Here is a 20,743-nt window from a genome sequence, read left to right as displayed (position 1 = left end):
CTGACATGCTAATGGAGAAAACATCATGTCTGAACAACATGCTTTGAAAGCGATACGCGGTAATTTTTTAGATATCGTCAAAACAGTAGAGCAGCCTGAGGAAATTGAATCTCATCTGCGCTTTATTGAAGACGGCTTAATGTTGCTCCGCCGCGGGAAAGTTGAGTGGTTTGGCACATGGCAGGAAGGAAAGCATCTGATTCCAGAGGGCATCCGCGTGCGTGACTACAGCGGAAAAATGATCGTGCCCGGCTTTGTGGATACCCATATTCACTATCCGCAAAGCGAAATGGTGGGCGCTTATGGTGAGCAGTTGCTGGAATGGTTGAATAAACATACGTTCCCCGCCGAGCGACGTTATAACGACATTGAATACGCCCGCGAAATGTCAGCTTTCTTTATCAAGCAGCTATTGCGCAACGGCACCACCACGGCGCTGGTATTTGGCACGGTTCACCCCGAATCGGTTGATGCGCTGTTTGAGGCCGCGCATAACATCAATATGCGAATGATCGCGGGCAAAGTGATGATGGATCGCAATGCTCCTGATTATTTGCTCGATACCGCTGAAACCAGTTATAGCCAAAGCAAAGCGCTGATTGAACGCTGGCACCACAATGGGCGTTTGCTCTATGCCATTACGCCGCGTTTTGCTCCAACGTCGACGCCAGAACAGCTGGCAATGGCGCAGCGACTGCGTGAAGAGTATCCCGATACGTATCTCCATACCCACCTTTGTGAAAATAAAGACGAAATTGAGTGGGTAAAAGCTCTGTATCCAGAACGGAAGGGCTATTTAGACGTTTACCATCACTATGGGCTAACCGGTAAAAATAGCGTTTTTGCGCACTGCGTACATTTAGAAGAGCCAGAATGGGACTGTTTGCGCGATACCGGATCGTCTATCGCGTTTTGTCCTACGTCGAATTTGTATCTCGGCAGCGGCTTGTTCAACTTGAAAAAAGCGTGGCATAAACAGATTAAAGTCGGCATGGGTACGGATATTGGCGCCGGAACCACTTTCAATATGCTGCAAACGCTGAATGAAGCGTACAAGGTGATGCAGCTTCAGGGCTGGCGAATGTCTGCCTATGAGGCGTTTTATCTGGCGACCTTAGGCGGTGCCAAAGCATTGGGGCTTGATGACATTATCGGTAACTTCAATATAGGCAAAGAGGCTGATTTTGTGGTTTTAGAGCCAACGGCAACGCCGTTACAGCAGCTTCGTTACGATAACTCTGTGACTCTCATGGACAAATTATTCGTGATGATGACGCTTGGCGATGACCGTTCGATCTACAGAACCTACGTCGATGGACAATTAGTGTACGAACGCACCTAAAATGTCGATATCTTTAGTTGAAATGACGGTTTATAGGCCAGATAATCGTTTGCCTTAAATAACCGTCCCATTTTTATAACTGATGTGCTTGATGGGGTAATCGTTTGCTTTGTGGTTTTGTAGCAAGCTATAGATACCGCAAATGGATATTGCAAAGTTACGGTAATAAGAAAAACGCAGGTTCAGGCGTTAGCAATCTTGAACAACATTATTGTCATCATGCGCAATGTTAAAACACTCAGAGGACATCAATATGTCTAGCAATTCATCTCAAGAAGGGTCAGCGGGTAAATCGGGCGGTTCGCTTGACGCTTACTTTAAAATTTCTGCTCGTGGAAGCAGCGTTCGCCAAGAAGTGCTGGCGGGGGTTACCACTTTCCTTGCCATGGTGTATTCCGTTATCGTCGTGCCGAGCATGTTGGGTAAGGCTGGATTTCCCCCAGGAGCCGTGTTCGTTGCAACATGCTTAGTGGCGGCTTTTGGTTCCTTACTGATGGGGCTGTGGGCGAATCTGCCAATGGCCATCGGGTGTGCGATTTCCCTGACGGCGTTTACCGCGTTTAGTTTAGTACTCGGGCAGCACATCAGTATTCCAGTGGCTTTGGGCGCCGTATTCTTGATGGGTGTTCTGTTTACCCTGATTTCGGTCACGGGGATACGTTCGTGGATATTGCATAACCTGCCAATGGGGATTGCCCACGGAACGGGAATTGGTATTGGCCTATTCCTGCTGTTGATTGCCGCGAACGGCGTGGGTTTAGTGATTAAAAACCCACTTGAAGGGCTGCCGGTGGCACTGGGGGCATTCACTTCTTTCCCTGTGATGATGTCCCTGCTGGGGCTGGCCATTATTTTCGGTTTGGAAAAACTGAAAGTCCCAGGCGGCATTCTGCTGGTGATTATTGGTATTTCAATCATCGGACTGATTTTTGACCCAAGCGTGAAGTATCAGGGGCTGTTCGCATTGCCAAGCCTATCTGCTGCCGATGGTTCATCGCTGATCTTTAGCCTCGATATCATGGGGGCATTGAAGCCGGTGGTGTTGCCAAGCGTGTTGGCGTTGGTGATGACGGCGGTTTTTGATGCGACCGGTACCATCCGTGCGGTGGCTGGTCAGGCAAACCTGCTGGATAAAGACGGCCAGATCATCAGCGGTGGCAAGGCGTTAACCGCTGACTCAGTGAGCAGCATTGTCTCTAGTTTTGTTGGCGCGTCCCCTGCTGCGGTGTATATCGAATCGGCGGCGGGTACGGCAGCAGGCGGTAAAACCGGACTCACGGCTACCGTTGTTGGCGTGTTGTTCCTGCTGATTTTATTCCTGTCCCCGTTGTCCTATTTGGTTCCGGGATACGCAACGGCACCGGCGCTGATGTATGTTGGTTTGCTGATGTTGAGTAACGTTTCCAAGCTAGACTTCAATGACTTCGTTGATGCGATGTCGGGTCTGGTATGTGCGGTGTTTATCGTACTGACCTGTAACATCGTTACCGGTATTATGCTGGGCTTTACCACCTTAGTGATTGGTCGTATTTTCTCTAATGAGTGGCGCAAGCTGAATGTGGGCACGGTAATTATTGCGATTGCGTTAGTGGCATTTTATGCAGGTGGCTGGGCAATTTAAGTTTGCTGCGTGAAAACCGATAACGTTTAGAAGAGCGCCTTAGGGCGCTCTTTTTTTTAAGTGATGAGCGCTTGCGGTCGCTATCTTCAACAGAAATAATACCATTGGTTACTTTCAGGTAATTCTCAGCCTATTTGCACACTTTCTCCTTTAGGACAAAAATCATAAGGTGATATGTTTGAAAGGGTATTTATAAGCAAAACGCGGTTGTATTTTGTAGTGAGACTAAGGAAAGCATGGAAATCTTCTTTACTATTCTGATCCTGATCCTAGTGGTGTCCTTATCTGGGGTGGTAACGCGTATGTTGCCGTTCCAAATACCGTTGCCGCTGATGCAGATTGCTATCGGGGCTCTGCTGGCATGGCCGCATTTTGGCCTGCACGTCGATTTTGACCCTGAACTTTTCCTCGTACTGTTTATTCCTCCGTTGTTATTCGCTGACGGGTGGAAAACGCCAACGCGAGAGTTTTTACACCACGGGCGTGAGATTTTAGGTCTGGCGCTGGTGCTGGTATTAATTACGGTGGTTGGCGTCGGATATTTCCTGCACATCCTACTGCCTGAAGTTCCTTTGGTGGCTGCGTTTGCTCTGGCTGCTGTGCTCTCTCCTACTGACGCCGTGGCGTTGGGGGGGATTGTGGGCAAAGGTCGCATTCCAAAAACCATTATGGGCGTGCTGGAAGGCGAAGCCCTGATGAACGATGCGTCTGGTCTGGTTGCGCTGAAGTTTGCTATCGCCGTTGCAATGGGAACGATGGTCTTCACCGTAGGCGGTGCGACTCTTGAGTTCCTTAAGGTCGCTATTGGTGGTCTGTTCGCCGGTGTTGCTGTGACATGGTTATACAGCAAATCGCTGCGTATCATGAGTCGCTGGTCCGGTGATGATCCTGCCACGCAAATTGTATTCTTGATGCTGCTGCCGTTTGCCAGCTATCTGATTGCTGAACACGTAGGTGTTTCCGGTATTTTGGCCGCGGTTGCCGCGGGGATGACCATCAGCCAATCGGGCGTGATTCGTAATGCTCCGTTGACGATGCGCCTGCGCGCTAACAGCGTTTGGGCAATGCTCGAATTCGTGTTTAACGGCATGGTGTTTATCATGTTGGGGCTACAACTGCCGGGAATTTTGGAAAGCTCCATTATTCAGGCGGAGCGCGATCCTACCATCCAGACATGGTTCTTGTTCACCGATGTTGCGTTAGTGTACGGCGTGCTGCTGGTATTACGCTTCCTGTGGCTATGGTGCATGCGTCGCTTAAGTTTACGCTTCATGAAACGTAACCCGCTGCAGTTTGCCAGCTATAGCCTGCGTGATCTGTGGATTGCGTCGTTCGCGGGGGTACGCGGTGCCATTACCTTAGCTGGTGTGCTCTCCATTCCGTTGTTTTTGACCGATGGCACGCCATTCCCTGGTCGATATCAGCTGGTGTTTATCGCCACCGGGGTGATTTTATTCTCGCTTATCGTCGGGGTTGTCGTGCTGCCATTGCTGCTGAAAGGCATGGAGGTCAACGACACGAATACCTACCGAGAAGAAGAGACGATGGCGAAATCGGTTACGGCAGAAGTCGCGATTGAAAGCCTGAAGAAAATGCAGGAACGCTTGGAAGTCGATACCGAAGAAAACATCGATCCTCAGTTGCTGACAGAGGTGAGCTCGCGCGTGATCGGGAGTTTGCGTCGGCGCATTAGCACCAAGGAAAACGCCGAAGAGATGCGTAAGGTTGAAAACCTTGAACGTCGCTTCCGTTTAACCGCGCTACGCGCTGAGCGCGGTGAGCTTTACCACCTGCGTGCCACACAAAAAATCAGCAATGAAACGTTGCAGAAACTGCTGCACGACCTTGATTTGCTGGAAGCGTTGCTGGTGGAGAAGAGTGGGTAAGGTATCTTTATGTATGTGGGGGCGGTGTAATGTTTCGGCCACCGGTAAGTATTAAAACTCCTATGTAATCATTGATGTTGGTGTCCGACAAGGGAGTACCAGAGCGTACTCCCTTGACCCGCGCTCTTTTTACCGAGTCGTTTAGCCGACCGGTTTCGGAGCGTACATCCTGTACGCCCTCAGCCTGCCACCAGCATCCCTGCTGGTGGCTCTAAAATTCATTTCATCTTACAGAGAAAGACAAAAGGTATTTTTGTCTTGGTAGAGAGAGCCGCCGGTACAGGGATGTACCGGCGGAGTTTGGGGCGCCCTGGATGGGCGATACCAAACCGGAGCGGAGATGGCGTCTCGGATAAAAGCGCGAGGATTGAAGGGGCGCGCGCTGGCGCCCCTCATCGATCGCCGACCTCAGTGGTTACATGGAAACACTGCTGCTAGTGGGCGAGCTAAATTTGATTCTCATCCAACATAAGTCTGGCGAACCTTACACCTGATCTTACATATTATTTTTAGATAAAAACCTTACTTCAACGTTATCCACTCGGGATGCATTTCCCCGTTCGGCCAATATTCACGGCAGCGCGCGATCCACGCTTGAGCGCTGTGCGACAAATATCGCCCCTCACACCAAATCAAACCCAGCTCCCACATCAGTTTTGGCTCTAATGGCAGCCAAAGTAGGGTCTTTGGATCGAGCCGTTGGCAGATAGGCTCTGGCAAAATTGCGATGCCTACGCCAGCCTGAACCATGGCGGCGAGAAAGTCCCACTGCCCGCTGCGAACCGCAATCTGTGGCGTCACGTTATGAACCGCAAAGGCCTGCATTAGCTGTTTATAGAGCGCGAAATCCTCGTTGTAGATCAGGATATTCTGCTCAGCGAGTTCGGGCATAGCGATGCTGGTGCGCGATAGCCACTCTTCGGTGCGAGGGACTAAAACGCACAGCGGATGGCTGAACAGCGGTAGCGATGCGATGGCGGCATCGGTATCTCCTGAAAGCGCCGTTAAGGCGAGATCGAGTTCACCCGATAACACGGCCTGTTCAACGGTAAGCCCGCCAAATTCGGAAATAATCAGCTCGATTCCTGGATAGTTATGGCGAAATTCATTAATTAATCCGGCCATTTGGGTACCGACCATCGGTGGAATACCTAACTTAAGCTGGCCGCGTTTCACCGTGCTGATATCTTCTAGCTCTGATCTTAATTGGCTAAATTGATCCAGTATGGTTAGGCCGCGTTGATAAACTGCTTGCCCACTGTCGGTAAGATGTAAACGGCGTCCTTCACGGATGAGCAGCGTGCATCCCAGCTCATCTTCCAGATGGCGGAGCATTTTGCTGATGGTTGGCTGGGTAACAAACAGTTTTTCCGCCGCGCGGGTAAAGCTTTGTTGGCGTACCACTTCTACAAAATAGCGCAGCGTTCTGACATCCATGGTGTCTCCATAAGAGCATTTTGTTGATGGGATAACAAAGTATGCCAATTTGGCATAATGGCAATAATATTAATTCATTTTATGCAGGTATTGTTTACTGCCTATACTGTGCGCTCATTCACACTTTTCTCATTCTGAGGTTACCATGTCTCTGGCGTTGCGCTCTTGCGCACCGTTCGTCCTAAGCCGTTTACAGGTGCCTGTTCAGGTCGCTTTGTATGCTGCATTGTTTTTAGCTGCACAATGGGTGGTGGTTCAATTCCACCTTCCTCTTCCCGCCAATATCGTGGGTATGTTGATGCTGCTGGCGATGATCGTTTTACGCGTTTTGCCCATCAAGTGGGTAAAGGCGGGTTCGCGTTGGTTATTGGCTGAAATGTTGCTGTTTTTTGTTCCTGCCGTGGTTGCGGTGGTGAATTACGCTTCGTTATTAATGGTAGAAGGTTGGCGGATTTTTGCCGTGATTGCAGTCAGTACCTCATTGACGCTCGGTTTGACGGCGCTGGTGGTAGATCGGGTTTATCGTTTTGAAATTTACCTACAGCGTAAAAAGCAATCGGCCGCCTATAAGCGAGATCGCGCATGAGTAGTTTAAGTATCAGTGTGCTTTGTCTGTTGATGACGCTAGCGCTCTATTTTGCCAATAAGAAAATATACCGTCGTATTCATACCATTTGGATGATGCCGCTGGTTTTGACACCGCTGATTTTAGTGCTGTTTTTGGTAGTCACACATGTTTCCTATCAGGATTATATGGGAGAGAGCCATTGGCTGCTTTGGCTATTGGGCCCTGCCACTATCGCGTTTGCGGTACCGGTTTATGAAAACATGGCTGTGATTCGCCGCCACTGGATGTCGTTAAGCGCAGGCGTTATTACGGCAACGGTCGTGGCGGTGAGTAGTTCAGTTTGGTTGGCTCGGCTGTTAACGTTGCCAGAGGAAGTACAGCGCAGCTTGGCTGTGCGTTCAATCACCACGCCATTTGCGTTGGAAGCGGCTAAGCAACTGGGCGGGCAACCTGATTTGGTCGCGCTGTTTGTGGTGATCACCGGCGTTTTCGGCATGGGCGTTGGCGATATTTTATTCCTACGTTTGGCGGTGCGCAGCGGTATGGCGAAAGGGGCAGGATTGGGGGCCTCGTCGCATGGCGCAGGAACCGCGAAAGCCTATGAGATAGGACAGACCGAAGGCGTGGTTTCAAGTTTGGTTATGATGTTAGCGGGGGTGGTTACCGTGGTTTTGGCCCCGCTGATCGGCCATGTGATGTGGTCATGAATTTTAATAATAAGCCTGTATAAAACAGCGCTATAGCTGCAAGAGTTTGCCTCTGCCTAGCACCCGCACGGCAGAGGTTTTTTTTGCCCTATTTTCAGCGCTGCTATTGGAACATTTTTTCCAAATACTGGCTGAGACGCGCGCGTGAAGTGAATCCGTGTGGAATACCAACGAATGCGGTATCTACCGCATGGGGATCCTGAGGGAAACGCGTATAGGCTACGCTGCTGCGTAGTGGCTCTGCGGGATGCGCAAATTTCAGACTTTTCTGCCCGAGCGCAGGGTGGATAACCAGTGCGGTTCGGCCCATTCTGGCCTCACGGTTAACATAGACATAGTGATCGCCTTTATGAAAACCATAAGCTTTATCGGTCACGTAATCTCTAATAAACCCAGTTCGTTCAAGTACCTGTGCGACTTCGTCAGGGCGTAAATACATGCTGACTCTCCCATTGTTCTCTCTTATAGGCACAGACCATAGCGGATTGAAAATGTGGGACAACCGGACTTTTCTGGAAGAGAGATCCCGCATGGCGCTCTGCGCAATGAGAATGATTAGCCCTGTTATGTGAAGCGTGGCAAGAACATAAGTCTGATACCTATCTACACTAAGCCTCGTAAATTCCATTCGGTAACCCTTCAATTTGTATAAGGAAACGGGCAAATGAAAAAAACAACTAAGGGCTTTTTCTCATTGAGCGCATTGGCGTTATTTATTCCGCTGGCGGCTCAGTCTGCGGATGTTTCTTCCGCTGCGCCTGAAGGTTACCAGCTAGAACAGGTTCTGATTTTCAGCCGTCATGGTATCCGTGCGCCGCTGGTGGGATATGGCGATATTTTGGCAGAATCGACGCCACATCAATGGCCAGTATGGAAAACGGAAGGAGGATTGCTGACGCCTAAAGGGGCCGAAGTGGAAACACTCTTTGGCCAATATATGCGTGATTGGCTCGCCCAAACCGGTATTTTGCCTGCGGGCGCTTGCCCAACCGACGGTGCCGTATTTGTTTATGCTAATAGCCTGCCTCGCACCATTGATACCGCGAAAAGCTTTGTTAGCGGGGCATTTCCCGAGTGTTCACTCAAAGTGAATCATCAGGCCAAAATTGGCACTATGGACCCGACGTTTAACCCAATAATCACTGCTAAAGTCACGGATGAGTTTAAACAAAAAGCTATCGAGTCGATTAACCAACATGCGGGACAGGGCGGGATAGAAGGCCTTAACGAACGCCTGAAACCTAACTATGCGGTACTTCAGCAGGTAATGGACTACGGACAATCGAAGGTCTGCACCGAGAAGAAAACCTGCTCGTTGGCTGAACAGCCAAATACGATCAATATCGTTCAGGATAAAGAGCCCGGTATTACGGGTCCGCTACGCGTAGGAACCGGCGCATCTGATGGATTTATGCTGCAGTATTACGAAGGATATCCGCTGAAAGAGGTGGCTTGGGGACAAATTACCGATGAAAAACAGTGGCAGCAGTTGGAGGAGATAAAGAATCTTTATCATGAAACCCTGTTTGGTTCCTCGGCGGTAGCCCAAAATGCGGCGGCACCTTTGATGCGTTTCGTTAGCGCAACGCTGGTGGGAACGCCAGATAACAATGTGCTGGCGGCAGACGCCCATAAAGCGAAGGTTGCGGTGCTGGTGGGGCATGATTCCAACATCGCGTCTTTGCTAGCCGCCATGAAAACAGCCGATTATGAACTGCCTAAGCAGTATGAGAAAACCCCGATCAGCGGGAAAATTGTTTTCCAACGTTGGCATGATAAAAACCACAATCGGGATTTGATGAAGATTGAATACGTATATCAGTCAACCGATCAAATCCGCAATGCTACGCCGTTATCATTATCATCACCGGCCCAGCGTGTGATTTTACAAATCGATGGCTGTAAAATTGATGCTAACGGTTTCTGCCCAATGGATGATTTTAAAACCGCGATAGCGAAAGATATTCAAGGACAGTAAAGATAATCTGCCTGAGCACCGTGCATATTTTTCGTGCTCAGGCATTAAGCTTGTTTAGGAGCGCATTTATGCTCTCGAATCTGAGATACTTTGTCATCTCTATGATGTTCTGATACTTTGTCACGATAACTTGTTACTGGATACTCGTATGTTTACCCATATCGCCTTATCGACGCTGAATGGCTTGGAATTGATGGTATATAACTATGTCATCAAAAATAAAGATAAGGTGATGTATATGACTATCCGTGAGTTAGCGGATGAAGCGGATGTTTCCACCACCACCATATTACGCTTTTGCAAGAAAATGAATTGCAGCGGTTATTCTGAGTTTCGTATTCGTTTTAAGCTTTATCTTGAACAAGAAGAGAAATTATTATTGACCTCCGGGGCGAGTGAAATAATGAGCTTCTTTAAAAGTATTCACAATGATGAGTTTGAAGCACTTATTACGCGCACGGCGGAACAAATTGCTGAGGCGGAAAGAATAATATTTGTCGGTGCCGGCACGTCGGGCACGTTAGGGAAATATGGCGCACGTTTTTTCTCTAACGTCGGTAAGTTTAGTAATTATATTGACGATCCCTATTATCCTATTAGCACGGATATGTATAAAAATGCGATTGCGATTATTTTATCTGTTTCTGGTGAAACGCCGGAAATATTAAAGTTGGCAAGTCAGTTTAGCCTGCATCACTGTAAAATTATCAGCATTACCAACAGCGAAACCTCTTCTTTAGCGCGCATGGCGGACTTCAATCTTTCCTATCACATGCCACAAATCCTGATCGCCAGTGAATATAATATCACCACTCAGGTTCCTGTTATTTATATGCTAGAGGCAATAGGAAAGAAATTAGCAAAGAATATCTCTAGTTAATAATTGAGACATTGATCTATTAAAAAACAACGTGTTTCTTTAACGTGACAAATCACATTTGTGTTTTTTTGTTATATCGTGACATTACTTAATTCTTTGCTACTATCCGAATTATAAATCATGAATATTCCCCTGCCGTTTATTAAAAGGGGTTTCTGTTCCTACAGAAGGACTCATTCTATGGCAATTAATTATGCGGACTCGGCCAAGGAAATTGTAAAATTAATTGGTAGCGATAATAATGTGATTAATGTCACACATTGTGCAACGCGTTTACGATTTGTATTAAAAGATAATTCTCAAGTAGATAAAGAAACCCTTAAGCGTGTTAAAGGCGTTATTACGGTTATTGAGTCTAGCGGGCAATTACAGGTAGTGATTGGTAACCATGTGGGTGATGCCTACCGAGAAGTGCTAAAGCTGATTCAGGTGGATGAAAATGCCGCCGTCAGCGCACCTAACGTCGGTATTGTTAGCCGTCTGATGGATATCATTTCCAGCATTTTTGCGCCTTTTCTCTACCCGCTTGCCGCATGTGGTGTTCTGCAGGGGCTGATTTCGCTGTTTGCCGTTTTAGGCTGGATGGATCCTGCCAGCGGAACCTATCGCATCTTGAACTTCGTTTCATGGACCGGGTTTACTTTCCTGCCTGTGATGGTGGCTTTTACCGCCGCGAAGAAATTTAACGTTAACCCATTTACTGCCGTTATTGCCGCCTGTGCGCTGGTTTGTCCTGACTACATGAGCATGCTGACAGCCAACAAGATCCTGCTGGTGAATTCTGCCGATCCGGCAATGCAGGAACTGATGAAAGAAGCGGTGAGTAATCCACAGATTGCCCGTGTTTTAACCGAAGTCGTAGGTATTCCGCTTAGCGCAGATCCACTGACGTTTTTAGGCATGCCGGTGCAGTATTTGAGTTACACCTCGGCGGTTATTCCGATCATTTTGATGGTGTGGATGATGTCGTACGTGCAGCGTTTCTTTGAACGTATTCTGCCGCTGGTGATCCGCAATCTGTTCACGCCGATGTTCTGTTTGGCGATTATTGTTCCTCTGACACTGCTGGTATTTGGCCCGATTGGCAACATGATTGGCGGCGCCATCGGCGGGGTTTACAACACGCTTTATCATCTCAGTCCTGTGGTCGCCGGTTTTGTGGTTGGCGCACTGTGGACACCGTTAGTCACCTTAGGCGTGCATTGGGGGATTACTCCGGTCACCGTCGGCAACTACGCTACCTTGGGCTACGACACCTTTACCGGTCTGCAAGCCTCAGCCGTGTTTGCCATGGCGGGCGCAGTTCTAGGCGTTTACCTGAAATCTAAAGATGCCGAGATGAAGCGCGTTGCGCTATCTGCGGGGATGACGGGTCTGTTCGGGATTACTGAGCCTGCAATTTATGGTGTGGCACTGCGTTTAAAACGTCCCATGGTGTGTGCTTGCATGGCGGGTGCGGTCGGAGGCGCCATTGCCGGTTCCTTCAATGCGGTATCGTGGAGCTACTGTATTCCTGGGATCGCGGTGCTGCCGGTGTTCTTCAAAGAAGGGCATCTGCCTCAGTTCCTCGGTTTCGTCCTGTCGATAAGCGTGGCCTTTGTCCTTGGTGCCGTATTTACCTGGTTTGCCGGATTTAAAGAGGAAATTCCAGCAGCAGTGACAGATACCAAAGCAGCGGCGCAGCCTGAAGTCGCTTGATTACGTAACAAAATTCATTAAAGAAGAGAGCAACAGCATGAAACAACAACGGTTACCGGATGATTTTCTGTGGGGCGGCGCGGTCGCGGCTCATCAGGTTGAAGGCGGCTGGGATCAGGGCGGCAAAGGGCCAAGCATCGTTGATGTCTTATCCAGCGGATCGCATGGCGTCGATCGCGTGATCACCGATGGCATCCAAGACGGTTACCTTTATGCCAACCACGACGCGGTTGATTTTTATCATCGCTACAAAGGTGATATCGCGCTGTTTGCTGAGATGGGCTTTAAATGTTTTCGTACCTCAATTGCGTGGTCGCGAATCTTCCCCAACGGGGATGAAGTAGAACCGAATGAAGCGGGGCTACAGTTTTACGATGACATGTTCGATGAGCTGTTGAAATATGGTATTGAGCCAGTAATTACGCTGTCGCATTTCGAAATGCCGTGGCATTTAGTTAAAGAGTACGGCGGTTGGAAAAATCGCAAAGTCGTTGATTTCTTTGTCCACTTTAGCGAAGTAGTGATCAAGCGTTACCAGCATAAAGTGAAATACTGGATGACGTTCAACGAGATCAATAACCAGCGTAACTGGAAAACACCGCTGTTTGGTTATTGCTGCTCTGGTGTGATTTACACCAATGAGCCTAACCCCGAAGAGTGCATGTATCAGGTACTACATCACCAGTTCGTTGCCAGCGCACAGGTGGTGAAGTTAGGGCATGATATTAATCCTGCGCTACAAATCGGCTGTATGATTGCCATGGTGCCGCTCTATCCGTACTCGTGCCATCCTGATGATGTGATGTATGCGCAGGAAGCGATGCGTGAGCGTTTCCTGTTTGGCGATGTGCATATGCGTGGCTATTACCCTTCGTACATTCTTAAAGAGTGGGAACGCAAAGGGTATCACATTGAAATGCAACCGAATGACAAACAGATTCTGTTAGATGGATGCGCGGATTACATCGGCCTGAGTTACTACATGAGCAATGCGGTGCAGGCAAACTCGGCGGGAACAGGAACGGCGCTGGCGGGTTTTGAGGGCTCGGTGCCGAATCCGCATGTGAAAGCGTCAGAGTGGGGATGGCAGATCGATCCTGTTGGCCTGCGTTACACGCTGAACATTTTGTATGAGCGCTACCAGAAACCGCTGTTTATCGTTGAGAACGGGTTTGGTGCGGTAGACAAAGCTGGTGCCGATGGGCAAATTCACGATGATTATCGTATCGCGTATTTAAAATCCCACATCGAACAGATGAAAAAAGCGGTAATCGACGACGGCGTTGAGCTGATGGGATATACCCCATGGGGTTGCATCGATTGTGTTTCTTTCACGACCGGCCAATACAGTAAGCGCTATGGCTTTATCTACGTTGATAAACATGATGACGGCACCGGCACACAAGAGCGTGCTAAAAAGCAAAGTTTCGATTGGTATAAGCAAGTGATTAAGAGCAATGGTGAGACGCTGTAGCGGATTGATTTAAATAAAAAAACAAAAAAGCCATCTGCAAATAGCCGATGGCTTTTTTATGTCTTCAAATCAGACGATTTTATTTTTTGCTGAGTGAATTGAAGATGGTGAACTGCTTGCACACATAGGTTTGACCACCCATTGTCAGATTGTATAAGTCATTGCCCGGTGTGCCCGGATAGCCCATTTTGATGCCGAAATTGATGGTGGTATTCGATGGATCTGGCGTGAACTGTTTGGTTTTCTCATCGTAATTAGACAGCACATACTGCACTTTCTCGCTCTCGTCGTCAGTACGATTCCCGTAATAAATCTGCGATGCCTTGCTGATAGGATCGGTAATTTGCAACACCATCACATTCTCGTTGCTGATGGCGCTGGAGAGCACTTTAAACCCGCCGCAGGTGGTATAGCCTACCGCATGATAGTTGCCGATCATCGGCTGCGCTGGCGTTGCAGCCAAGCTGGCGAACGGTGAGAGAACGAATAAGGCTAACAGTGTTTTCTTCATGAAATTGTTCTCAATGGTTAAAAATTAAACTATTCAGCGTGTTAAGCTAATTCGCTTTTATTTGGTCAGTATTTGGACAGCAGTAACTTGGACAACAGATTCTATAAAATCTTCGATATCTGTCCAATTTGCACTGCAAGAATTTATGTCTAGAGGCCGGGGATTGGGAAGCTTTTCTCGTAATTTTAAAGGTAAAGATATATAAATAATCTATAATTCAAATAGATGCTGTGATGAGTGTTATTGTCTGAATATTTCAAATTGAAAACATCAGCAACACTTTTTAGGAATCAATGACGTTCAGTATTGCGCTCAGTAGCGAAAAAACGCTTCCCAATTAAGGTAATGCGTCTTTTCGATTGCTTTATCCGGCAATTAGTCCTGCATCAGAGCACTCCGACCGCCGTCCATCACAATGGTGGTGCCTGCGATAAACCCAGCGGCGGGGCTGGATAAGAACAGGCATAGTTCGCCCACTTCTTCAGACGTTCCAATACGGCCAACAGGATGTTTGGCGATCGTTTCCTGCCGCGCTTTTTCTCCGTCGCCGTGTGAGTCAAACCAAACCTGATTTCCCGCAGTATCAATAAAGCCTGGCGCGATCCCTACGCTGCGAATGGCCGGGCCCCATTCAATGGTGAGGCTTTGTACCAGCGAGAGTAACGCGCGCTTAGTGATGTTGTAAGGCGCACAGCCCGGCATGGTTGAAAAGGCATGGTTCGAGGTCATCACCAGAATAACGCCCCGTGATTTCTCTAACATCCCACGGCAGCACTTCGCCATATACCAGTGTGAACGTAGGTTAAGATCGAGATTGTGGTGCCAATCTTCCAGTTCACAATCAATGCCTTTGAAGACGTTTTTACCCGCGTTGGAAACCAGTACGTCAAGACGACCAAAACGAAGCTCAACGGCGGCAACAAATTCGCTGATACTTTCGGTGCGGGTGATATCAACCGAGTAGTAACAAAAATGCTCGGGATAGTGCTCTAAGAGCGCTTTGGCATGAGGGGCTTTTTCCAATGAAGAAAAAGCACAGCCAATGACGATATCGCCGTTTTTTAAGAATGATTGCGCGATGGCGTGGCCGATGCCTTGGCTGGCTCCGGTCACGATGACAACGCGCGGCTGCTGGGCTGGTGTAGACATAAATACTCCGTAAGCTTAAAGAGCAAATGTTGAAATGAAACTGTCGATCATCAGACGATCTTGCTCTGTCAGTGACCAACCAGGGTGGCGACAGTAATCACTGGCGATGATCCCCCGGCGCTGTAGGATCGTTTTCTCCACCTGAATGATGTATTCGCAGTGCGTCATCCAGCGCTGGATCCACGGCAATAGTTGCTGATGTAATTCCTGCGCGGCGGCTTTTTCCCCTTGCTGCCAGCGTTGATAAATCTGCACATAAATTTCACTAAAGGAGCAACCCGGCATCACGCCTTTGCCTCCTGCCTCGAGCATTTGCAGCATATAAAGCCCTGCATAACCGTTGAGAACGCAGGCCTGCGGTGCCTGTTGTAAAAATTCGCGTGTGTAATCCACCGGCGGATTGCATTCAATTTTAAATACCGCGTGTGGATAGCGAGTGGCGACGTCGGCTAATTGTTCGGGCGTGATAGCCAGCCCGGTTTCGCCCGGCGCGTATTGCACCATAACCGGAATGTTGACCGCTTCTAGCACTGAGAAAATATGATGTGAAATCGCTTCAGGGCTCGGTTGTAGAAAGAATGGCGGCAACAACATTAAGGCGTCTGCCCCCCGCTTTTGATAGTCGCGAGCTCGCTTTACGGCAACCTCAGTGCTGTGGTCGGTGACCGAAATAGCGCGAAAAATGCCGCTGCCACGAAGGTCAGATAAAAACTGATTGGAAAGCAGCAAGCGCTCGTTGTCATCCAGTTTAGGAAACTCACTGGCGATGCCAAATAGGGTTAATCCTTGAATTCCCGTTGCTGCCAGATGTTCTAACATGCGGCTAAAGCTTGAGTAATCAGGCTCGCCCTGTGGCGTGAAAGGCATGGCTGCAATTGGATTGACGCCATAGATATCAGTTGGTTGATACATGATTACTTACTCCTCATCTCGGTCTGCAAGCACGGCACCTTGTGCCGCAGGTAGCGCCCAGCGGCGGTATAAACGCAGGAATCCGCGTGGTACCTGTTTTTCAATCGGTATCCAATGTTGACGGCGTTTTGCCAACGTGGCTTGGTCAACGTTCAACGTGAGCTCGCGGGTCGGAATATCGATGGTGATGCTGTCACCATTCTCCACCAGCGCCAGATCGCCACCGTCACTGGCCTCAGGTGAAATGTGGCCGACAAACAGCCCACGGTTGGAACCTGAGAATCGGCCATCGGTGATCAGCGCGCAGCTGTCAGAAAGCCCTATGCCCTCTAGATATTTCATAGGCTTATACATTTCTGGCATACCTGGCCCGCCTTTAGGCCCTTCATAGCGCAGAACTAGCACGCTGCCAGAAGCGATCTCGCCGGAAAGAATGGCATCAACCGATTCCTGTTCGCTGTTGAACACCACCGCAGGGCCGGTGAAGGTCATCAGGTGTTCAGGCACGGCGGCTGGTTTGACGACGCAGCCGAGCGGCGATAAGTTGCCATGCAAGACTGCCACGCCAGCCTCATTACGTACCGGAATGGCCAATGTGTGAATGACTTCGGGGCGATGACTGGCGGAAACCTGAGCCAGCCATTCGCCTTTGGTTTGTCCATTTACGGTGAGCGCGTTGAGATCCATCAGCGACGCGATCTCTTTTTCAACCGCAGCGACGCCGCCCGCCTCCCAGAAATCGATCATGTCGTATTCTGATGCTGGGTAGAGCGACGCGACGAGAGGAACCTGATGGCTTAACTTATCGAAGTCGGAGAGGGGGAGATGGCCGTATTCCCCCTCGTAGTGGATGGCCTGCAAATGCAGGATCGCGTTGGTTGAACCGCCGGTTGCCAGCAGATAAATCATGGCGTTGCGGATTGACTGCGGCGTGATAATTTGCCGTGCATTGACACCGCGCTTGACTAAGTCAACGGCGGTTTGCCCCGTGCGGAAAGCGCATTCGCGGCGCGCTTGAGATATGGCAGGAAGCATGGCGCTGCCCGGCAAACTCATTCCCAAAACCTCTGAGATACTGCACATGGTATTGGCGGTGCCATACATGGTGCAGGAGCCCGGACCGGGTTCAGCGATGTCTTCGATATGTCGGAATTCGGCTGCGTCAATTTCGCCACGTTTTTTCCAGCCAATGGCCTCGGTAACGATATTGCCGTCCCAATGCTTGCCGTGATATTCCGCTGGATACATTGGACCGCCGTTAACCAAAATAGCCGGAATATCTAGGCGCGCTGCTGCCATGAGCATCGCGGGGACAATTTTGTCACAGGAACCGAGCAGCACCATGCCGTCAAAACGGTGGGCGCGCATCATCACTTCGATTGAGCTGGTAATGACTTCGCGGGCCGCAAGAATATAACGCATGCCCAAATGACCTTCGGCGATACCGTCGCAGGGCGCGATGGTGCCAAAGACCATGCCAACGCCGCCGGCTTCATCAATCCCCTTTAGCACTTCGGCGGTAAGATCATTGAGATTCGCATGACCAGCCGTGGCGTTGGTATAGCTGTTCACGACCGCAATCACCGGACGCCGTAACTGCTCATCCGTATGCCCCATTGATTTGTACAGCGCGCGCTTAAGCGCACCGTCATCACCGCTTAGTACTGGGTTAAAATGACCATCACCACAGGTGCCACAGTTTTTACATCCACTCATAAACTGCCTCTTTTCAATAACGATACAACGCCCACCGTGCTCTGCATTCAGGATCTGCCTGCATCACGGCGAGGATTAACCAGCTTGGCTGGTAACAAAAACATTAGGGGGGCGCACAGCAATAGAAATGCGGCGAGGATATACAGCCCAACGTTGGTGCTGCCGGTGTTGTCTTTAAGCCAACCAAGAACCGTTGGGCCAAAGAATCCGGCCAGATTACCCACCGAGTTAACTAATGCGATGCCCGCAGCGGCAGCGGTGCCAGACAGCAACGTACCGGGAAGGCTGATATAGGTTGGGATCAGCGCTAACGTGCCGGACATCGCCAGACATATCCACGCCATCATCCATACGGTTGAGCCGCTGCAATATGCGCTGAGCGTAAGCCCCACTGCGCCCAGTACCGCAGGAATGGCAATATGCCAGCGCCGCTCGCAGTGCAGATCGGAGTGACGGCTGTTCCACACCATGAAAATGGCACCGAAAACATAAGGTAGCGCGGCGAGTAAGCCGATATGGAAATCGTCACTCACACCGGAGCTTTTAATGATCGAAGGGAGCCAGAAATTGATGCCGTAGTAGCCAATATTGAAGCTGAAAAAAATCAGCGCCAGTAGCCAGACATAGCCATTACGAAACATCATTTTCAGGCTTTGTGGTGGCTTGCCGGCGTTCGCTTTCAGATTGCGTTGACGGTCGGTTTCAAGATCGTCGCTGACGACCTGTTTTTCGTCATCGCTAAGCCAACTGGCCGATTTCACGTCGTTGTCGAGATAGCGTAATACCACGAAGGCCAGCAAAAATGAGGGGATTGCTTCGACCACAAACAGCCATTGCCAGTTATGCAGGCCTTCAACGCCTTCAAACGCTTTTAGAATAAAACCAGACAGCGGGCTACCGATGATGGTGGATAGCGGTGTGACGAGAATAAACAGCCCCAGCGTGCGAGCTGAGCGCCATGACGGAAACCATAGCGTGAGATAAAACACGATGCCGGGGAAGAATCCTGCTTCTGCCACGCCGAGCAAAAAGCGAAGCACGTAGAACTGAGTGGGGGTTTTTACGAAGATCATCAATGCAGAGAGAATGGCCCAACTGATCATGATCCGCGCGATCCAAAAACGCGGGCCAAAACGCTGCATCAGCAGATTGCTCGGTAGCTCAAACAGAAAGTAGCCGATAAAGAAGATCCCCGCGCCAACGCCGTACACGGTATCGCTGAAGTTGAGTGCGTCCTGCATATGCAGTTTGGCAAAGCCGACGTTCACGCGATCTAAATAAGCGAAGAAGTAGCACAGGATTAAAAAGGGGATGAGGCGGCGGGTTATTTTGTTATATACCGCGGCGATCCTTTTTTCATTTTCAGAGGTATTACTGATGTCCAAAGCTGTCATGGGTGACCTCGACGAAACAAAAATAATCGTGAATTAAAAAATAATCGTGAGTTAGAGCGCGCTGCCGATGCTTCTCAGCGGTGAGCCAGACATCAGTTTTTTCTCGATGTTTTCCAACGAGATATTTTTAGTTTCAGGGACAAAGAGCAGGGTAAGTACGATGCAGACCACGTTGAGTCCGGCATAGAGCCAAAACGTGCCCGCGCTACCGATGGTGTCGATGAGGGTGAGGAAAGTGGCGCCAATGATCATATTGGCGATCCAGTTGGCCATGGTGGAGCAGGTGACACCAAAATCACGGCCTGCCAGCGGTTGGATCTCGGAGCAGAGTACCCAGATAAGCGGGCCTGCGCTCATGGCGAAGCCGACGATAAAGATCAGTAATAGCGTCACGGCGGTATATTGCTCTGTGGCGCTGGTGATGCCGACAAAGAACATATAGCCCATAGATGCCATGCAGATCGCCATCACGCTAAAGCCGAGTTTGAGGATCGGTTTACGTCCCCAGCGATCCACCAAGCCAATCGCAATAAAGGTGGCGAGTACGTTGGTGAGTCCGGCAATAACAGTTCCCCACATTTGCTGCTCGGTAGAGGCAAATCCAGCAATGGCAAAGATCTTCGGTGCGTAATACATGATCACGGTCATGCCGGTGAACTGCTGCATAAACTGCAACAAAATGCCAAGGTAGGTGGAGCGGCGGAAATGGCTATTGGCGCGAAATAGCTGCCAACCGCGCTGCTTTACCTGCACGCTTTGGCGAATAGCTTCGAGTTCGGTATGGGCTTCCGTGCGGGTGGAGCGAAGCAATAACAGAACTTTTTCAGCTAGCGCATGTTTGTCTTTCATCATCAGCCAGCGAGGACTTTCCGGCAGCGTCAGTACGCCGAGAAACAGGATCAGTGCGGGGATGGTGATAACCCCAAGCATCCAACGCCAGTTGCCGCTGGCGCTGAGCGCCGTATCGGATAAAAAAGCGGCCAAAATCCCAATAGTGATCATCAGCTGATACAGGGAGATCATGCTGCCGCGGATGTGTTCTGGCGCAATTTCAGAGAGATAGAGCGGGGCCACAAATGAGGCCACGCCAACCGCCGCGCCGAGTAAAAAGCGCGAAATAATCAGCGTCTGCAAATCCCCCGCCAGCGCACAGCCAATCGAACCGACGACAAATAAAACAGAGCCGATGAGCAGCGTTTTTTTACGTCCAATTCGGCTACACAGCGGGCCACTGCATAGTGCGCCGAGTGCCGCGCCTAACATCATGATGCTGACAACCATCTCCTGCTGGTGGCTGCTAAGGGCGAATTCTTTGGCTAAGAACGGGAGCGCTCCGGCAATCACGCCCATATCGAGGCCAAAGAGCAGGCCAGCCAATGCGGCTAAAAAACAGATCAGCAATGTTTGCCGATTGGTGTGGGGTACAGACTGCGGAATTGAATGCGTAGTCATGGTAAGCCTCTAAAATAA

At 49.7% G+C, this 20,743-nt stretch carries 17 protein-coding genes; 9 read left to right on the top strand and 8 right to left on the bottom strand.

The genetic code is table 11. The features are described from left to right. Positions 1 to 25 precede the first annotated feature (25 nt). The 3 genes from guaD to AB3Y96_RS20190 all read left to right on the top strand — a co-directional run bounded on the left by guaD (position 26) and on the right by AB3Y96_RS20190 (position 4,849). Entirely contained in the window at positions 26 to 1,342 is a 1,317-nt protein-coding gene (guaD, locus tag AB3Y96_RS20200) for a guanine deaminase (protein ID WP_072310208.1), read from the top strand. Between the two features lie 253 nt (positions 1,343 to 1,595). After that, on the top strand, positions 1,596 to 2,963 hold the full coding sequence (locus AB3Y96_RS20195; protein WP_040045600.1) for an NCS2 family permease: 1,368 nt from the start codon (positions 1,596 to 1,598) through the stop codon (positions 2,961 to 2,963). Positions 2,964 to 3,199: 236 nt separating this feature from the next. Further along, a complete protein-coding gene (locus tag AB3Y96_RS20190; protein ID WP_072310207.1) occupies positions 3,200 to 4,849 on the top strand; it encodes a Na+/H+ antiporter in 1,650 nt (549 codons plus the stop codon). 522 nt (positions 4,850 to 5,371) lie between these two features. Here the strand turns inward: AB3Y96_RS20190 and AB3Y96_RS20185 are convergent. Continuing rightward, positions 5,372 to 6,286, bottom strand: coding sequence for a LysR family transcriptional regulator (locus AB3Y96_RS20185; protein WP_367300073.1), 915 nt, complete (start codon positions 6,284 to 6,286; stop codon positions 5,372 to 5,374). Positions 6,287 to 6,431: 145 nt separating this feature from the next. Here AB3Y96_RS20185 and AB3Y96_RS20180 point away from each other — a divergent pair, with 145 nt between their 5' ends. Together AB3Y96_RS20180 and AB3Y96_RS20175 are read left to right on the top strand one after the other, a co-directional pair. Beyond that, positions 6,432 to 6,872, top strand: coding sequence for a CidA/LrgA family protein (locus AB3Y96_RS20180; RefSeq protein WP_072310205.1), 441 nt, complete (start codon positions 6,432 to 6,434; stop codon positions 6,870 to 6,872). Continuing rightward, complete coding sequence (locus tag AB3Y96_RS20175) at positions 6,869 to 7,561, top strand: LrgB family protein (protein ID WP_072310204.1); 693 nt, start codon at positions 6,869 to 6,871, stop codon at positions 7,559 to 7,561. Before AB3Y96_RS20180 ends, AB3Y96_RS20175 begins: the two co-directional genes overlap by 4 nt. A 103-nt stretch (positions 7,562 to 7,664) precedes the next feature. On the opposite strand, the gene AB3Y96_RS20170 is transcribed toward AB3Y96_RS20175, so the two are convergent. Then, a complete protein-coding gene (locus AB3Y96_RS20170; protein ID WP_025798499.1) occupies positions 7,665 to 8,000 on the bottom strand; it encodes a DUF2002 family protein in 336 nt (111 codons plus the stop codon). A 225-nt stretch (positions 8,001 to 8,225) separates the two neighbouring features. On the opposite strand from AB3Y96_RS20170, the gene agp reads away from it, so the two are divergent. The 4 genes from agp (at position 8,226) to AB3Y96_RS20150 (ending at position 13,591) form a co-directional block, all read left to right on the top strand. Beyond that, positions 8,226 to 9,539: a bifunctional glucose-1-phosphatase/inositol phosphatase gene (gene agp / locus AB3Y96_RS20165; protein ID WP_072310202.1), complete on the top strand. Its 1,314-nt coding sequence runs from the start codon at positions 8,226 to 8,228 to the stop codon at positions 9,537 to 9,539. A gap of 148 nt (positions 9,540 to 9,687) precedes the next feature. Continuing rightward, the gene (locus AB3Y96_RS20160) at positions 9,688 to 10,419 is read left to right on the top strand and encodes a MurR/RpiR family transcriptional regulator (protein ID WP_072310201.1); all 732 of its coding nucleotides are present in this window, start codon (positions 9,688 to 9,690) and stop codon (positions 10,417 to 10,419) included. Positions 10,420 to 10,599: 180 nt separating this feature from the next. Continuing rightward, the gene (locus AB3Y96_RS20155) at positions 10,600 to 12,117 is read left to right on the top strand and encodes a PTS transporter subunit EIIC (RefSeq protein WP_367300072.1); all 1,518 of its coding nucleotides are present in this window, start codon (positions 10,600 to 10,602) and stop codon (positions 12,115 to 12,117) included. Between the two features lie 37 nt (positions 12,118 to 12,154). Then, the gene (locus AB3Y96_RS20150; RefSeq protein WP_367300071.1) at positions 12,155 to 13,591 is read left to right on the top strand and encodes a 6-phospho-beta-glucosidase; all 1,437 of its coding nucleotides are present in this window, start codon (positions 12,155 to 12,157) and stop codon (positions 13,589 to 13,591) included. Between the two features lie 79 nt (positions 13,592 to 13,670). Here AB3Y96_RS20150 and AB3Y96_RS20145 read toward each other — a convergent pair whose 3' ends face one another. The 6 genes from AB3Y96_RS20145 to AB3Y96_RS20120 all read right to left on the bottom strand — a co-directional run bounded on the left by AB3Y96_RS20145 (position 13,671) and on the right by AB3Y96_RS20120 (position 20,725). Continuing rightward, complete coding sequence (locus tag AB3Y96_RS20145) at positions 13,671 to 14,102, bottom strand: hypothetical protein (RefSeq protein ID WP_072310198.1); 432 nt, start codon at positions 14,100 to 14,102, stop codon at positions 13,671 to 13,673. A gap of 375 nt (positions 14,103 to 14,477) precedes the next feature. Further along, on the bottom strand, positions 14,478 to 15,251 hold the full coding sequence (locus tag AB3Y96_RS20140; protein ID WP_367300070.1) for an SDR family NAD(P)-dependent oxidoreductase: 774 nt from the start codon (positions 15,249 to 15,251) through the stop codon (positions 14,478 to 14,480). Between the two features lie 15 nt (positions 15,252 to 15,266). Beyond that, the gene (locus AB3Y96_RS20135) at positions 15,267 to 16,163 is read right to left on the bottom strand and encodes a dihydrodipicolinate synthase family protein (protein ID WP_367300069.1); all 897 of its coding nucleotides are present in this window, start codon (positions 16,161 to 16,163) and stop codon (positions 15,267 to 15,269) included. Between the two features lie 6 nt (positions 16,164 to 16,169). Next, on the bottom strand, positions 16,170 to 17,879 hold the full coding sequence (gene ilvD, locus AB3Y96_RS20130) for a dihydroxy-acid dehydratase (protein ID WP_367300068.1): 1,710 nt from the start codon (positions 17,877 to 17,879) through the stop codon (positions 16,170 to 16,172). A 47-nt stretch (positions 17,880 to 17,926) separates the two neighbouring features. Further along, the gene (locus tag AB3Y96_RS20125) at positions 17,927 to 19,273 is read right to left on the bottom strand and encodes an MFS transporter (RefSeq protein WP_367300067.1); all 1,347 of its coding nucleotides are present in this window, start codon (positions 19,271 to 19,273) and stop codon (positions 17,927 to 17,929) included. A 51-nt stretch (positions 19,274 to 19,324) separates the two neighbouring features. Next, positions 19,325 to 20,725, bottom strand: a complete 1,401-nt coding sequence (locus tag AB3Y96_RS20120) for a sugar porter family MFS transporter (RefSeq protein ID WP_367300066.1) — start codon at positions 20,723 to 20,725, stop codon at positions 19,325 to 19,327. Positions 20,726 to 20,743: the final 18 nt, after the last annotated feature.

The organism is Hafnia alvei (genome assembly GCF_964063325.1).
In the GTDB taxonomy this organism is placed as follows: domain Bacteria; phylum Pseudomonadota; class Gammaproteobacteria; order Enterobacterales; family Enterobacteriaceae; genus Hafnia; species Hafnia alvei_B.
This window is presented reverse-complemented; position numbering and strand designations above follow the sequence as displayed.

Coding starts and splice junctions, on each gene's coding strand:
- guaD (WP_072310208.1), top strand. CDS start 26: ATGTCTGAACAACATGCTTTGAAAGCGATACGCGGTAATTTTTTAGAT.
- AB3Y96_RS20195 (WP_040045600.1), top strand. CDS start 1,596: ATGTCTAGCAATTCATCTCAAGAAGGGTCAGCGGGTAAATCGGGCGGT.
- AB3Y96_RS20190 (WP_072310207.1), top strand. CDS start 3,200: ATGGAAATCTTCTTTACTATTCTGATCCTGATCCTAGTGGTGTCCTTA.
- AB3Y96_RS20185 (WP_367300073.1), bottom strand. CDS start 6,286: ATGGATGTCAGAACGCTGCGCTATTTTGTAGAAGTGGTACGCCAACAA.
- AB3Y96_RS20180 (WP_072310205.1), top strand. CDS start 6,432: ATGTCTCTGGCGTTGCGCTCTTGCGCACCGTTCGTCCTAAGCCGTTTA.
- AB3Y96_RS20175 (WP_072310204.1), top strand. CDS start 6,869: ATGAGTAGTTTAAGTATCAGTGTGCTTTGTCTGTTGATGACGCTAGCG.
- AB3Y96_RS20170 (WP_025798499.1), bottom strand. CDS start 8,000: ATGTATTTACGCCCTGACGAAGTCGCACAGGTACTTGAACGAACTGGG.
- agp (WP_072310202.1), top strand. CDS start 8,226: ATGAAAAAAACAACTAAGGGCTTTTTCTCATTGAGCGCATTGGCGTTA.
- AB3Y96_RS20160 (WP_072310201.1), top strand. CDS start 9,688: ATGTTTACCCATATCGCCTTATCGACGCTGAATGGCTTGGAATTGATG.
- AB3Y96_RS20155 (WP_367300072.1), top strand. CDS start 10,600: ATGGCAATTAATTATGCGGACTCGGCCAAGGAAATTGTAAAATTAATT.
- AB3Y96_RS20150 (WP_367300071.1), top strand. CDS start 12,155: ATGAAACAACAACGGTTACCGGATGATTTTCTGTGGGGCGGCGCGGTC.
- AB3Y96_RS20145 (WP_072310198.1), bottom strand. CDS start 14,102: ATGAAGAAAACACTGTTAGCCTTATTCGTTCTCTCACCGTTCGCCAGC.
- AB3Y96_RS20140 (WP_367300070.1), bottom strand. CDS start 15,251: ATGTCTACACCAGCCCAGCAGCCGCGCGTTGTCATCGTGACCGGAGCC.
- AB3Y96_RS20135 (WP_367300069.1), bottom strand. CDS start 16,163: ATGTATCAACCAACTGATATCTATGGCGTCAATCCAATTGCAGCCATG.
- ilvD (WP_367300068.1), bottom strand. CDS start 17,879: ATGAGTGGATGTAAAAACTGTGGCACCTGTGGTGATGGTCATTTTAAC.
- AB3Y96_RS20125 (WP_367300067.1), bottom strand. CDS start 19,273: ATGACAGCTTTGGACATCAGTAATACCTCTGAAAATGAAAAAAGGATC.
- AB3Y96_RS20120 (WP_367300066.1), bottom strand. CDS start 20,725: ATGACTACGCATTCAATTCCGCAGTCTGTACCCCACACCAATCGGCAA.